This is a genomic window from Idiomarina sp. (genome assembly GCF_048265525.1).
In the GTDB taxonomy this organism is placed as follows: domain Bacteria; phylum Pseudomonadota; class Gammaproteobacteria; order Enterobacterales; family Alteromonadaceae; genus Idiomarina.
In genome coordinates this window covers 226,311-242,037 of sequence record NZ_JBLXBI010000003.1, presented here as the reverse complement: position 1 = coordinate 242,037, position 15,727 = coordinate 226,311, and the positions used below count along the sequence as shown (strand labels likewise).

At 47.8% G+C, this 15,727-nt stretch carries 15 protein-coding genes and 1 riboswitch; of the genes, 5 read left to right on the top strand and 10 right to left on the bottom strand.

Annotated elements, in window-relative coordinates:
- Positions 1–7 precede the first annotated feature (7 nt).
- Both ACN0TF_RS08750 and ACN0TF_RS08745 read left to right on the top strand, forming a co-directional pair.
- Positions 8–592, top strand: coding sequence for a YqaA family protein (locus tag ACN0TF_RS08750; protein WP_417441612.1), 585 nt, complete (start codon positions 8–10; stop codon positions 590–592).
- Between the two features lie 15 nt (positions 593–607).
- Positions 608–1,654, top strand: a complete 1,047-nt coding sequence (locus tag ACN0TF_RS08745) for a CNNM domain-containing protein (RefSeq protein ID WP_417441611.1) — start codon at positions 608–610, stop codon at positions 1,652–1,654.
- Here the strand turns inward: ACN0TF_RS08745 and ACN0TF_RS08740 are convergent.
- Positions 1,571–2,329 (bottom strand): sulfite exporter TauE/SafE family protein, encoded by a 759-nt coding sequence (locus ACN0TF_RS08740; RefSeq protein ID WP_417441610.1) that lies wholly within the window; start codon positions 2,327–2,329, stop codon positions 1,571–1,573. The two genes, ACN0TF_RS08745 and ACN0TF_RS08740, sit on opposite strands and share 84 nt — an antisense overlap.
- A 136-nt stretch (positions 2,330–2,465) precedes the next feature.
- On the opposite strand from ACN0TF_RS08740, the gene ACN0TF_RS08735 reads away from it, so the two are divergent.
- Both ACN0TF_RS08735 and ACN0TF_RS08730 read left to right on the top strand, forming a co-directional pair.
- Positions 2,466–3,389, top strand: a complete 924-nt coding sequence (locus ACN0TF_RS08735) for a rhodanese-related sulfurtransferase (RefSeq protein ID WP_417441609.1) — start codon at positions 2,466–2,468, stop codon at positions 3,387–3,389.
- 145 nt (positions 3,390–3,534) lie between these two features.
- Complete coding sequence (locus ACN0TF_RS08730) at positions 3,535–4,011, top strand: Dps family protein (protein ID WP_417441608.1); 477 nt, start codon at positions 3,535–3,537, stop codon at positions 4,009–4,011.
- A 62-nt stretch (positions 4,012–4,073) separates the two neighbouring features.
- On the opposite strand, the gene ACN0TF_RS08725 is transcribed toward ACN0TF_RS08730, so the two are convergent.
- Positions 4,074–6,530 (bottom strand): TonB-dependent receptor plug domain-containing protein, encoded by a 2,457-nt coding sequence (locus tag ACN0TF_RS08725; protein WP_417441607.1) that lies wholly within the window; start codon positions 6,528–6,530, stop codon positions 4,074–4,076.
- 179 nt (positions 6,531–6,709) lie between these two features.
- Between ACN0TF_RS08725 and ACN0TF_RS08720 the strand changes: the two genes are divergently transcribed.
- On the top strand, positions 6,710–6,907 hold the full coding sequence (locus ACN0TF_RS08720) for a DUF3185 family protein (protein WP_417438994.1): 198 nt from the start codon (positions 6,710–6,712) through the stop codon (positions 6,905–6,907).
- A gap of 14 nt (positions 6,908–6,921) precedes the next feature.
- Here the strand turns inward: ACN0TF_RS08720 and ACN0TF_RS08715 are convergent, their stop codons facing one another.
- The 8 genes from ACN0TF_RS08715 to rho all read right to left on the bottom strand — a co-directional run bounded on the left by ACN0TF_RS08715 (position 6,922) and on the right by rho (position 15,669).
- On the bottom strand, positions 6,922–8,247 hold the full coding sequence (locus ACN0TF_RS08715; RefSeq protein ID WP_417441606.1) for an MFS transporter: 1,326 nt from the start codon (positions 8,245–8,247) through the stop codon (positions 6,922–6,924).
- A 15-nt stretch (positions 8,248–8,262) separates the two neighbouring features.
- Positions 8,263–9,006: a phosphotransferase gene (locus ACN0TF_RS08710; protein WP_417441605.1), complete on the bottom strand. Its 744-nt coding sequence runs from the start codon at positions 9,004–9,006 to the stop codon at positions 8,263–8,265.
- The gene (pnuC, locus tag ACN0TF_RS08705; RefSeq protein WP_417441604.1) at positions 9,003–9,629 is read right to left on the bottom strand and encodes a nicotinamide riboside transporter PnuC; all 627 of its coding nucleotides are present in this window, start codon (positions 9,627–9,629) and stop codon (positions 9,003–9,005) included. Before pnuC ends, ACN0TF_RS08710 begins: the two co-directional genes overlap by 4 nt.
- Positions 9,622–9,879: a YkoF family thiamine/hydroxymethylpyrimidine-binding protein gene (locus tag ACN0TF_RS08700; RefSeq protein WP_153850104.1), complete on the bottom strand. Its 258-nt coding sequence runs from the start codon at positions 9,877–9,879 to the stop codon at positions 9,622–9,624. The genes pnuC and ACN0TF_RS08700 overlap by 8 nt, the downstream gene beginning before the upstream one ends.
- 11 nt (positions 9,880–9,890) lie before the next feature.
- Positions 9,891–12,020, bottom strand: a complete 2,130-nt coding sequence (locus ACN0TF_RS08695; RefSeq protein ID WP_417441603.1) for a TonB-dependent receptor — start codon at positions 12,018–12,020, stop codon at positions 9,891–9,893.
- 49 nt (positions 12,021–12,069) lie between these two features.
- A riboswitch (TPP riboswitch) is annotated at positions 12,070–12,168 on the bottom strand.
- Between the two features lie 50 nt (positions 12,169–12,218).
- Positions 12,219–12,920: an NAD(P)H-flavin reductase gene (fre, locus tag ACN0TF_RS08690; RefSeq protein WP_417441602.1), complete on the bottom strand. Its 702-nt coding sequence runs from the start codon at positions 12,918–12,920 to the stop codon at positions 12,219–12,221.
- Positions 12,921–14,393 carry a 4-hydroxy-3-polyprenylbenzoate decarboxylase gene (ubiD, locus tag ACN0TF_RS08685; protein WP_034822675.1) on the bottom strand — a complete coding sequence of 491 codons (1,473 nt, stop codon included), beginning with the start codon at positions 14,391–14,393 and terminating at the stop codon, positions 12,921–12,923.
- A 7-nt stretch (positions 14,394–14,400) separates the two neighbouring features.
- Positions 14,401–15,669, bottom strand: coding sequence for a transcription termination factor Rho (rho, locus tag ACN0TF_RS08680; protein ID WP_011235587.1), 1,269 nt, complete (start codon positions 15,667–15,669; stop codon positions 14,401–14,403).
- Positions 15,670–15,727 lie beyond the last annotated feature (58 nt).

Sequence of the window (15,727 nt, the reverse complement as noted above, 5' to 3'; positions counted from 1 at the left end):
CGCGCCAATGACAGAAAACTCGAAGACGCAACAATGGTATCAGAAACTAGCCAGTTCCCCCCATGCGTTGATACTTCTATTTTTTCTGTCTGCCCTGGAAGCAACTTTACTCCCCATAGCCTTAGAGTTGGTGTTGGTACCTTACATGGTACTTGAACGCAAGCGCATATGGTTGGTTTCGACTGTTGCTTTAGCGGGGTTCTTAGCCGGTGCTATTGGTGGTTATTATATTGGCTTTGCCTTATTTGATAGCGCTGGCGAATGGTTTATCAACTACCTGTCCATTCAGGACTACTATAAAGAATTCCAGGAAACTCTGAGCGAAGACGGTTTTATTGCTATTTTTCTGGTCGGTGTTACCCCCGTTCCCTTCCAGGTTGCCATGTTGGCCGCAGGTGCTGGAGATTACCCGCTCTGGTTATTTCTTTTGGCCGCAGGTGCAGCGCGGGCCTTACGTTATTATGTATTAGCGCTTATCGTTTTATGGTTAGGGCCTTATACTGAGCGCCTATGGGGTAAATACGCAGGTCCTGTCGGTTGGTCCATTCTCATTGTGGCGGGAACTATGTTATTACTAATGCAATTTTTGTAAGTATCTAAGGTACCAATGTTCCTACTCATTGTTTTTGCTGTTATCGCCATTGGCGTTTCATTTATTTGTTCGGTTTTAGAAGCCGCTATTTTGTCGGTTACGCCAAGCTACATCGCCCAGCTAAAAGAGTCTCGGCCTAAAACCCATCAACAGTTACGCAAGCTAAAAGATTCTATCGATAAACCACTGGCGGCTATTCTGACGCTTAATACGATAGCCCATACCGCAGGCGCCGCGGGAGTTGGAGCACAAGTTGGAGTGGTCTTTGGTGACGGCTACCTGGGAATAGCTTCAGCGGTCATGACGCTGCTTATTCTGGTGCTATCAGAAATTATACCGAAAACCATAGGTGCCAAGTTCTGGCGTGGGATAGCTCCAATTCTTCCTCCGGTACTGAACTTTATGATTTTATCCCTGAAGCCGTTTATCTGGCTTTCCGATCAAATCACCAAACGCATTGGCAGCGGAGAAGCAGACATTGACGTTCGCTCTGAAATTAAAGCTATGGCGACCATTGGTCATGAAGAAAAAGCGTTAGATGACGACGAACGCCGGGTCATTCTGAATATTCTCGACTTACATGAAATTCGGGTACGTCAGGTCATGACTCCAAGAACAGTTTGTGAATCGATTCGACCAGATTTAAGCATGGCGGAAGTCGGCGAAAGAATTAGAAAGTTGCCTTTTTCCCGATACCCGGTTATTGACAATGACGAAGAGCCACAGGGTATTGTTTTTCGTAGTGATATCCTTGATGCTGACGAATCAGATTCACTGAAAGACATTGTACGACCGGTAGAGATCGTCACGGAAACAGTCAGTGTCGAGGCTTTAATGAGCCACCTGCTTAAAGAGCGTCAACACATGGCGTTAGTTTATGACGAACACGGCAGTTGGCTGGGACTCATTACCCTGGAAGATATTATCGAAACCATACTGGGCACCCCCATTATGGATGAAACCGATAACATTGCCAGTTTACGCCGTTATGCTCGTCAACGCTGGGACAAACGGCTCAAGCGCGACCCAAAGCAGGCGCAAAGCCAGCAAGGTAATGATTAAGCGAAATAATTGGTCAAAGCGCTGGTCAGTAATTTTTTTCAGCCAGTGCAGTCCAACCCAGGTGCCGGCAAAGCCGGCCGCTATCATTGCCAATACCAGAGGTAGCCAGTCCTGAAATACAAACCCGGCCATGCCAAACACCAGCGCTTTAGGCGCGTGCTGCATGGTCATTACTGCCGAAAAAGTCGCAACGGTTTGCATTCGCTGGCTAAACCGGGCTTTTACAAAAGCGGCCACCAGTGGTCCTGAAGCACCAACAAAAAGAGAAATAAAGCCGGTAACCAAGCCACCACCGACCAAGCCAGCCCGACCGCGAAAGCTTTCCGGCAACTTAGGCCCCCAGGTTAGCCAGATTAAAAATAGCGCGATGGTAACTTGCAGAAAATGTGTCGGAAGCTGAACCAATAATAAACTGCCAATAAAAGTGCCTAACAAACCAAAAGGCACAAACCAGGCAACGGTTGGCCAATGAATGTGTTTCCAGGACAACCCGGTTCGGCCAACATTAGACCCCATTTGCACTAATCCATGTACCGGAATAACCGCGCTACCGGGTAATACCAGAGCCATCACACCAATCAATACCGCGCCTCCGCCAGCGCCGGCCACGGCTGTTAATAGCGAGGTTGCGGCCGATAAGAGTACCAGACCATAAAACAAGGCTTCGTTAATCATGCTTTCTTACTGCTCCCTGAGTCCCTGATTTGCGCTGATCGGGATCAAAACGGTATAATCCGCGCGATTTACTTATCCGCAATTTAATTAATGGCTCCGGATTTACGTTCCGGACCGCTGAAAAAGGTAACATGATATGTATATTTGTGCGGCATTGTATAAATTTGTTGAGTTAAATGACTATAAAGAGCTCCGCGAACCTCTCTATCAAACGCTTATTGCAAACGATGTAAAAGGCACTCTGCTGTTAGCCCGAGAAGGCATTAATGGCACCATTTGCGGTACCCGCGAAGCCATTGACAACGTTTTGAATTACTTACGTTCCGATGAGCGTTTTGCCGATATTGAACACAAAGAATCCCCCAGTGACGAGCAAGCTTTTTATCGCACCAAAGTAAAGCTGAAAAAAGAAATTGTCACCCTGGGCGTTGACTGGGTTGACCCTAAAAGCTCGGCCGGTACTTATGTCGATCCTGAAAAATGGAACGACCTGATTGCCGACCCGGAAGTGCTGGTTATTGATACCCGCAACGAATATGAATACGCCGTAGGAACCTTTGAAGGCGCCATTAACCCTAAGACCGATACTTTCCGCGAGTTTCCGGAGTACGTGAAGCAGCATCTGGATCCGGAAAAACATAAGAAAGTTGCTATGTTCTGCACCGGCGGTATCCGCTGCGAAAAGTCGACCGCTTATTTAAAAGAGCAGGGCTTTGATGAGGTTTACCATCTAAAAGGCGGAATTCTTAAATATCTGGAAATGATGCCGGAAGACAATAGTCGCTGGAATGGTGAGTGCTTTGTTTTTGACCAGCGCGTTACTGTTAAACACGGCCTTGAGCCGGGTGAATACGACCAGTGTTATGCCTGCCGCATGCCCATTACTGCTGAAGAAATGCAGTCAGAACATTACCAAAAAGGTGTCAGTTGTCCGCATTGCTACGACAAAACCTCGGCAGAGCAAAAAGAGCGATTTGCCGAGCGTGAGCGCCAAATTCAATTAGCTAAAGCCCGCGGCGAAAAACATATCCGCGACGGTAAACTTGAAAGCCTGAGTTGATTTAACTCACAGCACCCCCATACTCCCTATGTAAGCATAAGCTGACAGTTATCGAGTTTAACTGTCAGCGTTATCGATTTTCATCGCTTTATTTAACCCTATGATTCAACTATGGTTAAGGCATAACGATGATAAAGGAGGGTTTATGAAACAGTTAAGCGTTATTGGTTTAGACCAGAAAAAAGCAGAACAACTTGCTGACAAGCTCAATGAGCTACTTTCAAATTACCAAGTTTTTTACATGAATGTTCGCGGTTTTCACTGGAATATTAAAGGCGAGCGTTTTTTTGAACTGCACGCTAAATTCGAAGAAACCTACGACGATTTACTACTGAAAATTGATGAAATTGCAGAGCGTATTTTAACTTTGGGTCAGCGCCCTCAGCATGCTTACTCAACTTACATCAAAAACAGCGAAATCGAAGAAGTTAAAGACGTACACGACGGTCGTGCCTGTGTAGCCAATATTCTGGATAGCTATCAGACCACCATTCGTTTGCAGCGTGAAATTCTTGAAATTTCTGATGAAGCAGGCGATGAAGGGACGAACGCATTGATGAGTGATTACATCAAGGAACAGGAAAAAACAGCCTGGATGCTGACGTCTTACATGGGCAATTAATTGTCCAAAGTAACAATAAAAAACGCCCCGATATTCGGGGCGTTTTTTTATGTCGATAACAATTAGAAAGTGTAATTCAGCCGAGCGTAGTAGTAACCACCGTTAATACCGAACGGGAAGGTCTCCCAGCCATATTTAAAGCCCGCATCAGAAAATGGTGAACCTGCACTGCCCCATTCATCCGGGTAAGTATCAAACAGGTTATTAGCACCAATACGAACGTTTAAACTGTCAGTAAAGTCGTAGCCGATAGAAAGATCCGTCAACCATTTACCACCCCACTCATGGCGGACACCAGTAAAGGCCTGACCTTCTACGGCCCCAAAATAGTTGAAGGCTAAATTGACGTTCCAGGCGTCACGAGTCCAGTCACCGCTTAACGTTGCTTTCTCACTAGGCTGGCCCTCTTCAAGACGCAGAACTTGAGTGTCGTTGAAGATCTGTTCACCCGGAATTAATGAAGAGACCGAATTCACCTGCTCTACATCGGTATTCATAAAGCTCATTGCGGCAGTTAAATTTAAATTGCCATCCATAAACTCAGTCGGGTAAGACGCAATTACATCCAGACCTGTGGTTTTGGTATCAACCGAGTTAGTGAAGAACTGTGCTGCTCCCAGGTTATTATCTTCCAGAATTTGACCAAACTCTGCGCCTACATCAGCCGTGAGCGATTCCGACAACACAATGCGATCATCAATATTGATTTGATAAAAGTCCATGGTCAGATCGAAACCGTTACTGAAACGCTTTATAAGACCCAGGCTTATGCTTTCAGACGTTTCTTCTTTAAGTTCGTTAATACCAAACTGACGTGCCACTTCATCATCATTGGCAATGGTACCGGTTTCCACCAGAGTGCCATCCACAATATTAGTTAATACCTGACTGTAATAAATTTGCTGTACACCCGGGGCACGAAAGCCCGTCGATACCGTACCACGCACAGAGAAGTCACTGTCGATATCATAGCGGGCAGACAGTTTACCGGAAATATTATCACCGGCTATGTCATAATCTTCATAGCGCAAAGCTCCAGCTAACAGGAAGTCCGGTGTTACATAGTATTCCGCATCGACATAAGCACCATAACTGTCACGGTCAGCGTCTACCGCTTGGCTTGGACTAAAGCCCGGGAAGCCCTGGATGCCAGCTTCTGCCGCGTCTCCGGAAGGCGTTAAAATTTCAACACTTGGATCGTTAGCTCTGCCATAGGACCAAGATACCGGGTCACCTGGGTTAATTTGATAACCGTCCCGGCGCATTTCTAATCCCACAGCCAGATAAAGCAGTTCGTTTGCGATATCAACCGTACCGTTAAAATCTAGGTTGAACGTCGTCTGCTCAAAAACCAACTCGCCGTCAAAGGCTTCTGTTGGTGTTTCTCCGTATATGCCTCCGTCTGGATGAGGCTCATAATACCAACTCGTATTAGCAGAGTTTGATGAACTGAAACCAAATTCATTTTTACCGTAAACCACACTGGCATCCCACAGCCAGGCATTAGGCAGGTCACCGCGAATACCAACAGCCAAAGACTGATCATCCGCTTCGGTCTCTAGCTTTGGCAAAAAGCCATCAGGGTATATTGCTTCTATGGTTCTCGGGTGTCCACGTCCGCGGAAAAAGCCTGAAGAGCCGCCATCGCGATTAGAGATGCCCCCGAAGGCATAAAGCTCTGTAGTTGCACTTAAATTATAGCCGGAGTTAAACCAGGCATATAAGTTTTCTGAATCGGCATCACCAATGTGCAGACGAACTACAGGGTCACCACCAGGAGATGACCAGTCTCCTATCAGCGATGCTTCGGCTGGAGACGCCCGGTTAGTCATTCCCCGGTCACGGTACTCCAGAGTGCCGTTAAAATAGCCATTTTTTGACGTAGTACCAAAGTTAACGCCGACCGTATTAACTTCCCCATCACCCTCGTAAGTTTGACCTATTTCAGCGGAAACACTGCCGCCGTCAGAACTCTTCAGAGTAATATTAATAACCCCGGCAATGGCATCTGAACCGTATTGAGCTGCGGCTCCGTCCCGCAGAATTTCGACACGTTCTACAGCGGTAATTGGAATGGCGTTAATGTCATAACCTGCCGAGCCTTTACCAATGGTCTCCTGAACATTCACCAGAGCTTGTTGATGCCGGCGCTTACCGTTAACCAGAACCAGAACCTGATCCGGGTTGAGTCCGCGCAGTGTCGCCGGGCGAATAATATCAGAGCCATCGGATACTGTGGTGCTCGAAAAGTTAAAAGAAGGCGCACTCATTTGCAGAGCTTTACCGAGTTCGGTCGCTCCTGTATTTACGAGTTGCTCTGCAGAAATAATATCAATTGGCGAAGCCGATTCTGTTGCGGTTCTGCCATTGACCCGCGAACCCAGAGTGACAATGCGCTCCATAGATTCATCAGACTCTGCATTAGCATCCGCTTGTTGCGCAAGACCGGTACCCGGGATTGCTAACGCTGCTGACATTGAAATGGCCAAATACCCAAGTTTAAAAGATGCTCTGCTCATAGTTCTGCCTTACTTTTGTTGTTTTTTTGTTTTAAACGCGACCAGCTTTTTAACAACTACAGACATTTCATTGGCTTGGGAATATGCCAGATGATATAAATCAAAATTTGTAAGGAAACTTGCGGATCTGACAGAGTGCTTTATATTGATAGTTGTAAACACAACAAAAGGAAGACTTTATGACTCGTATCGTAGGTATTGTTCTATTAGTTGTTGGCGCTATTTTATTGTATTTCTCATATGAGGCCTCACAATCAATTGCCTCTAGCGTATCAGAAGTGGCGACAAATGAACCAACTGACAACACCATTTGGTATTTAATTGGTGGTGTTGCAGCAGTCATTGTTGGTCTTTACGCGGTTATTCGCGGAAAATAACCTGGTAAATGTGGTTAGCCAGACGTGTCACCTGATACGTCTGGCAGTCTTAAGGCTGTAAGGGTAGCGAGTATGCCAATAGCTCCCAGTACCCATAAAACAGCGGCAACGCCATAAGCAGCATCAACCCAGCCTAGTAACAAGCCAGCTAAAAGTACCACCCCCATCACTGTATTAGACACCGCGGTAAGTTGCGCCCGGTTATCTTGCGTTGCCATATCAACCAGATAGGTTTTTCTGCCTACTCGTGCTCCATGATGCGCAACCGCCGAGCTGAATAAAAGTAATGCAGCAATCCACTGCGCGCCCAACGCCTCAGGTATCCAGTAGTAAAGCGCCAGCGCAGCCGATATTACCAGAGTCGACATAACGGAAGCTGCCGCCATCACATGGTGACTGGCAGAATCGGACCAACGCCCCCAAAAGCGCCCTGCCAACAAACCGGCAAGTCCACTCGCTAGCATTAAACTGCCCAGGCTGGTCAGTTCAGACTCACCTTCGCGCTGAATTAAAACCACAATATAAGGAATAGCAAAAGCGGCGGCGACCAGTAACGCCCGTGAAATGACAAAGTGTCCAAACTGACGATCCTGCCAGAGCAAAGACATCGACTTGAGCGCTTCGGTCAGCGCGTTACCACCGCCCGCGGTGGCACCGGCAACCTCAGGAATGCCCGCATAAAGTAGAGCTGCGGCAAACCAGAGCACAACACCGGCACCCAGTAGCCCAACAAATAGCGAGCGCTGGCCTTCCATATCGGGTGCAAATATAATAACCAGTGCGGTTAACAGCGTGAGTAATCCGGCGGCGGAAGCTGCGACACCGGACATTCGTCCACGGCGCGTTTTAGACACCGTTTTACCGGTCACATCCTTATTCGCCACAGAACAAATGCCCCGCGACAAGCTAAATATTGCCAGTAAAACAACCACAGACCAGCCCAGTGCAGATTCATTTAAGGTTGCTACCGCAAACAGCATAGCCAGCAACGAGACGGCCTGACCAATGCTGCCCGCAACCCAGAACCATTTGCGTACTGGCTGCTCACGGAGCTTTTGAGCAACAAAGAGCTGAGGTAATAAAGCCAGAGACTCCCTTAAAGGCACTAAAGCGCTAATAAACACTGCGGGAGCGCCCAGCGAACTCAACATCCACGGCAACACAAGGCGTGCGCTGACTAAGCTGTCACCCAGTTTGGTCAGAGTTAACGACAACAACATCAAAACGAATGAACGCGGTTGCTCGTTACAGGCAGACTCGGGAATATCCTTGCAGACGCGAGCATCTTCATCTTCAGCTAAGTAGCCGTAAACGCGTTCAGTCAGTTTTTTATCAGTCATGGCAATGTGTTCGCTTTAAGAAAGGTGTCGAAATAGATGCTGCCATACTTTATTCAGCCATTCCACAAACTCACACCATTGTGCCAAACGTTGCCGATCAACTTGATAATGGGTTATTTTTTCGTACTCAGTTATTAAGCGAAACGTCACGTCGTCACTGAGTTCATTCACGACAATTGCACTGGCAATATCAAACAAAGGGTGACCAATACCCGCGTATTCCCAGTCAATAACCCGGATAGGATCCGTCATTAAAACATGATTCATGGATAAATCGTTATGACATAACACCGGATAACTGAGCCAGTCCTCTAACAAGGGTTGCATCGGTGCCAATGTTTGGCTCATTTGCCCGGCAACCGCCGAATTGACCGAACGCAGCTGCTGCAAATAATGCTCGACCCGCTCAGTCATAGACCAGGCCGGAATATCAACTCGTGTATTGTGAATTTTCGAAAGCGTTTCAGCCAGTACGGTGGCTTTAATCAAAGGCGACAGCGTAACTTGCTGTAAAGACGGAGCCTGATAGTAAGGCTGTAAAAGCCAGCCTTGCTTAGCATCGTAATCTAGAACGTCAGGGGCAAGAGCCTGCTGAGCCAGCTCTTTTTGTATAGAGATTTCCAGTTCACGATCAACCGCGAATACCTTTTCATAGCGCCAACGTTTTAGTACATAATCTTCAGTATCTGTTCGCAGTCGTAACGTTTGATTCGACTGCCCGGAAGCCAGCAGCTGTATTTCGCGGGGCCGACCAATCACCCGGCTTCACTCGCAGATTTCAGAGAGATGTCATGACGCCAGCGCCACATAGCATAAACCACCAGTATCAGATAAACCACAAACAACAAGGCGGTGGCAACAAAGCCTTTGCTAGCGTACAAATAAACGTAAACACTGTCTATAACCAGCCAATACCACCAGGTTTCATACGCTTTTTTGGTAACCAGCCAGGTGGCCAGCAAACTGAATATGGTAGTGTAAGTATCGAGCCATACCGCGTCTGCGTCGGTATAAACCGAAAGTAAATAAGCAATGCCTGCAGCCAGAGGAACCAACCACGCCCATTGCAACAGGTGCCAGCGAAGCGGGTATTTCGCGCCATCAGGACTCTCCTTTGCTGCACTTTGCTGACGCTGCCATTGCCACCAGCCATAGCCGGCTAACGCAATGTAGATTGTCTGCAGCAAAGACTCCATATACAACTTACCTTGCCAGAACAAGACAGCGTAAATAGTACAGCTTACCGCCGCCGCAGCCCAGCACCACTGGCGCTGATGCGCCGCCAGCACTAAATACCCCAAAGCCATGACTAAAGCCGTCAGCTCCCAGGGGGAACTGACCATCAACTGCTCAAGCCAGGATTCAAGAGAAGACTCAGGCATTATCCGGCCTTAGGTCTTTATTAATAAACTTACATACCAGAACATTAGAGGGCACGTTCTGAAAAAGCAGCTCCATTTCTTCACCCAGAATGCGCATAACGTCCTGCATTTCACCAAATACTTGCGTACTCATGGTATTGGTCAGAATCGTTAGTTCTGAATGCTGATTTAAACGCTCAATAAAATCTTTAATGGTATCCAGGTAATTTTCAGCCAGTGGATACAGCGACATTTCTACTGAAACTTGCATATTAAGCTCCCTTAAAACGATTTACTGACAGTGATACCAAAGCGACGCGGTTCACCGTATTGGACGTAAGTTTCCGGCACATATTCCTTACGCGGGTCATTACCAAAATAAAAACCGCGAGTTTCGTAGTCTTCATCCGTTAAATTACGACCCCACAAGCTAAAGTGCCAATCCTGATAATGATAGTTCAGCGCAAGGTGCAGCACGGCCATGCTGTCCGCTTTCTGGTTATGCGAGTCGGAGAAGTAAAACTCGTCTTTCGCATCGGCCTGAATCACCCACTGGAAGTTCTCACCTAACCAACCCTCAAAGCCAATATTCAACTGGTAATTAGGCGCCTGCGCTTGCTCCCGCCCGGTCATATCGGTGCCGTCTTCGGTAACAAAGCCTTCAATCTCGGTTTTTAACCAGCTAGCCGAAGCAAAAACCGCCAACCAGTCCGTAAACTGGTTACGAATTTCCGCTTCCAGACCGTAACCTGTGCCTTCAGCGGCGTTCTCAATGTAACCCACAAAAGATTGATCGCGGTTTACCCAGCCCTTGAGCTGAACGTCGTCACGCCAATGGTAAAATGCGCTCACTCTTGAAGTTAAACGACCATCGTCGCTGCTGCCTTTAACGCCAAACTCGGTACTCCAGAGCGTTTCGGGAGCAAAGGTTGAGCGATCTAATAAATAATTTTCTAATTCTTCCAGCCCTTGGTCTTCGGCTTTTCCTAAAGCTTCACCATTAACGCCACCGGCTTTGTATCCGCGTGCCAGAGTCGCGTACAGGTAACTGTCGTCAGAAGCCTGATAACGGACACTGAAATTACCACCCACCATGGTGTCTTCGGGCTCCGCAGTAATACCGCGACTATCCAGGTAGTCATTGTCATAACGTTCTACCCGCAAGCCAGTTATGGTACTAACCCGGTCACTCCAGTGCTGAGTGAACTCACCATAAATAGCAACGTGATTGCTATCATAGTCGCTATTGAAAATGCTTGGCTGGCCTAAGTCCCAGTTAAAATAGTCACGTGTCAGCTGAACCGACTTGTCGTAATAGTACAAACCTAAAACCCATTCGCTATCAATACCAAACAGGCTTTCGGGCTCGTCGGATACCCAACGAACTTCGGCGGTTTTGTCGTCACGGTCGCGGAAGTACGCGTCAAAAGCCGAGTATTCCCAGCCCGGAGCGATACCTTCATAGGTCCAGTCTTCGTCATAAGCGTAGCCGGTGTCTGCATCCAGGTAGTTAACAGACATTTCCAGACGGCTGTTGTCAAAACCCAGGTAACTGAGCTGCAGGCGCAATGCCTGACTTTCTAAGCGGTCAAAACCAGGTTCATCGGATAAGGTTTCGCGAGTATTGTCGAGACTAAACGCATCGTAGCCATTGTCGACATCGTTATAATGCAGAACCGTTTGCAGCAACCAGTCTTTACTGAGCTCGGTATCCAACTTGAAGCGGGCAGAGAGTTCGTCGCGCTGTTCTGTGTCATCACGCTCAAGATAGGTATTTTCAATATAGCCGTCTTGCTGAAACTGACTGACCGAGAAGCGAGCATTACCTAGCACCCCAAGGTTTCCGCCCATAGCGAGGCCGCCCATAACTTCCGAATAATTTCCGGCCGACAACTGAAACTGGCCGTTAAAGTCGCTGCTCGGTGCGGTGCTGTCCAGTAACAGTAGACCAGCCATAGCGTTCACGCCAAAACGTCCACTTTGCGGACCGCGAAAAACTTCCACCTGATTAATATCAAACAAAGACGCAGCACTGCCTAAGCCGCTGTAATCAATGCCATCAATTATCAAGCCCACAGACGGTGTGACCGGATCAACAAACTGAGAGCGCTCACCAATACCACGAATTTGAATAAAGCGGGCGGTAGAAGTACCACCAGAGAAATTCACGTTGGCGAAACTGTTCAATGTGTCCTGCAAATGCTGCGAGTGACGCTGCTGCATCGCGTCTTTATCGATAATAGAAACACTGCTAGTGGTTTCATTTAAGGTGCGGCGGTGAAAGTCACCACTCACTTCAATAATTTCAATGTCTTTTGTATCTTGTGTGTCTTCTGCTGCAAAGGCAAAAGCAGGAACACTGGATAGCGCCGCGGCAATGCTGGCTGCTAAGTATGAATTGATTATTTTCATGGATCATTTCCTCAAAACAAAGTCAGAAACGATCCGGTAAGGCTGTATTAGACGGGTTTTCTACCATCCCTACGCCAGTATTAACCGGATCAGGTTTTAAGGGTTCGCTAATGCATCTCAGCCGTTGCCGGCACCCCTTGGTAAAGCGGCGTCAGTATAACGCAGCTTGTTACTTAAACAAATTTACTTTCAGTGCAATTAGATAAAGGACAGAGCGTCGCCGTAAAGGTTTTCTAACGGTACATCTTTAGCGACAAAATCGTCGCGAATAACGCGTATCATTTCAAAGCGGCCAGCCATGTAAATTTCACACTCAGGCAGACTTTGCTCACGGGCCATAACCGCGTGGTGCACTAAACCAATAGAATAAGCCCAGTTGTTATCCGCGTCTTCGACCACAGGGTGATAATCAAAGTGCTCGTACTGTCTTGCTAAACTTTCCAGTTCGTCATGCAAATACAGGTCGCTTAAGCTTTTTGCACCCCAGTAAAGTGTCAGAGGCCGCTCTGGCGACACACGTAAATGTTGCTGCAAGATAGAATAGGTGTAAGAGAAACCGGTGCCACCAGCAATTAACACTGCCGGCCTAGTGTTTTCTTGACGGTAAAAAGCCACACCATCCGGCGCATCAATTTCTAACTCTCCATCAGTACGCACTTTATCCAACACTTCCATTGCATAGCTGTTGTCCGGCGTAGCGCCAATATGAAGTAACCACTCACTTTTATTGGACGGGCACGACGCAATACTGAAAGGCCGTTTATCTCGTTCGCCCATCACCACCATAAGGTACTGGCCTGCTTTAAACTCTACCGGCTGAGGCAATTGTAAACGCACTTCCCACACAGCACCCGCCAACTGGCGAGAAATTTCAGCTTTACAGGTCATTTGTTGACTCATTCACGACTCCATAATATTCAGTTCGTCCCACAGCTCGTCAACACGCTGTTTTACCTCATCGCTCATGACGATTGGTTCGCCCCACTCACGGTCGGTTTCACCCGGCCATTTATTGGTGGCGTCCATTCCCATCTTCGAGCCCAGTCCGGAAACCGGTGAAGCAAAATCAAGGTAATCTATTGGCGTATTTTCGACCAGGGTCGTATCACGTGCCGGATCCATCCGGGTTGTCATAGCCCAGATAACATCTTTCCAGTCACGCGCATTTACGTCGTCGTCACACACAATCACGAACTTGGTGTACATAAACTGACGCAAGAAAGACCAGACACCCATCATCACACGCTTCGCGTGACCCGGGTACTGCTTCTTCATAGTGACTACGGCCAAACGGTACGAACAGCCTTCCGGGGGCAAATAAAAATCCACAATTTCAGGGAATTGTTTCTGCAGCAACGGAATAAAAACTTCATTTAAAGCAACGCCCAGCACGGCAGGTTCGTCCGGTGGACGTCCGGTATAAGTGCTGTGGTAAATAGGGTCTTTGCGATGGGTAACATGAGTCACAGTAAACACCGGAAACTCATCCACTTCGTTATAGTAGCCGGTATGGTCGCCATAAGGCCCTTCCGCCGCCATTTCGCCCGGCTCTATGTAACCTTCCAGAATGATTTCAGCGTGCGCCGGTACTTGTAAGTCATTACTGAGGCACTGCGTTACTTCGGTTTTGCTGTCGCGCAGCAAACCGGCAAAGGCGTATTCCGACAAGCTATCAGGCACAGGTGTTACCGCACCCAAAATAGTCGCAGGATCAGCACCCAAAGCAACTGACACCGGGAATTTTTCACCCGGATGCTGCTGGCACCATTCCTGAAAGTCCAGCGCGCCACCGCGGTGCGACAACCAGCGCATAATAAGCTTATTCGGACCCAGGAGTTGCTGACGATAAATGCCTAAGTTCTGACGCTCTTTATGCGGACCGCGAGTAACCGTAAGACCCCAGGTCACCAAAGGCGCAACGTCGCCCGGCCAGCAGTGCTGAATAGGCAGCTTGGTTAAGTCAACGTCGTCGCCGCTCATAACTACTTGCTGGCACGGTGCCTTTTTAATGCTTTTTGGCGACATGCTCAGCACTTTTTTGTACTTAGGTAATAAATTCAGCGCGTCGCGAAAGCCTTTAGGAGGCTCCGGCTCTTTTAAAAAGGCCAGCAATTTACCCACATCCCTTAAAGCGGTTACTGACTCCTGACCCATGCCTAAAGCCACGCGATCGGGTGTACCGAATAAGTTAGCCAGTACGGGCATATCATGGCCTTTCACATTTTCAAACAATAAGGCCGGGCCTTGTGCTTTTAACGTACGGTCTGATATTTCGGTAATTTCGAGGTAGGGGTCTATTTCTTGTTGGATGCGCTTAAGTTCACCGCGCTCCTCGAGGAGCGCGATAAAGTCACGCAGATCTTGATATTTCATACGCCACTTAACTGTTGCGTTGACGTTTCATCGATTCGAAGAATTCGTCATTGGTTTTGGTCATCTGCAGACGGTCAATCAAGAATTCCATGGCCTCAACTTCGCCCATTGGATGCATGATTTTTCGCAGGATCCACATTTTTTGCAGCTCGTCCGGCGTGGTCAACAACTCTTCACGACGCGTACCTGAACGGTTGAAATCAATGGCAGGGAATACACGACGTTCAGCCAACTTGCGGTTCAGGTGCAGCTCCATGTTACCGGTACCTTTAAACTCTTCGTAGATGACTTCATCCATTTTCGAGCCGGTATCAATAAGCGCGGTTGCAATAATGGTTAAACTACCGCCTTCTTCTACATTACGCGCAGCTCCAAAGAAACGCTTAGGTTTGTGCAATGCGTTAGCATCGACACCACCGGTTAACACCTTACCTGAGCTTGGAATAACGGTGTTATAAGCACGAGCTAAACGAGTAATTGAGTCCAGCAAAATCACCACGTCTTTTTTGTGCTCAACCAGGCGCTTGGCTTTTTCAATAACCATTTCGGCCACCTGAACGTGACGGCTGGCAGGTTCATCAAAGGTTGAAGCAACCACTTCGCCATGCACCAGACGGTGCATTTCGGTGACTTCTTCCGGACGCTCATCAATTAGCAGAACGATCAGTTCAGCATCAGGGTGATTCGCCGCGATAGAAGTCGCAATATTCTGCAGTAGTAAGGTTTTACCGGCTTTCGGTGGCGCTACGATAAGACCACGCTGGCCTTTACCAATTGGCGCTGATAAATCCAGTACCCGCGCAGTGATATCTTCTTTACTGCCATTACCGCGCTCTAAGTGAAAACGCTCTTCCGCGTGTAGCGGCGTTAAGTTTTCAAATAAGATCTTATTGCGGGAGTTTTCAGGTTTGTCGAAGTTAACTTCGCGAATTTTCAGCAGGGCAAAATAACGTTCGCTGTCTTTCGGTGGGCGAATTTTCCCGCCAATTGTGTCACCCGTACGCAGGTTAAAGCGACGAATTTGGCTTGGCGAGACGTAAATATCGTCCGGTCCAGCCAGGTAAGACGAGTCAGCTGAACGCAAGAAACCAAAGCCATCCTGCAAAATTTCCAGCACACCGCCGCCGTGAATGTCTTCACCACTTTTAGCGTGAGCTTTTAAGATAGCAAAAATGATGTCTTGCTTACGTAAGCGGGCCATATTCTCAAGGCCCATTGAGTCCGCGAGCTGAACTAGCTCGTTTACGGGTTTATCTTTAAGTTCTGTTAGATTCATAGGAGGGTTTTCGAGTTATCGATTGAACACAAAGCCTTTTTTAATTTGACTCTAGAAA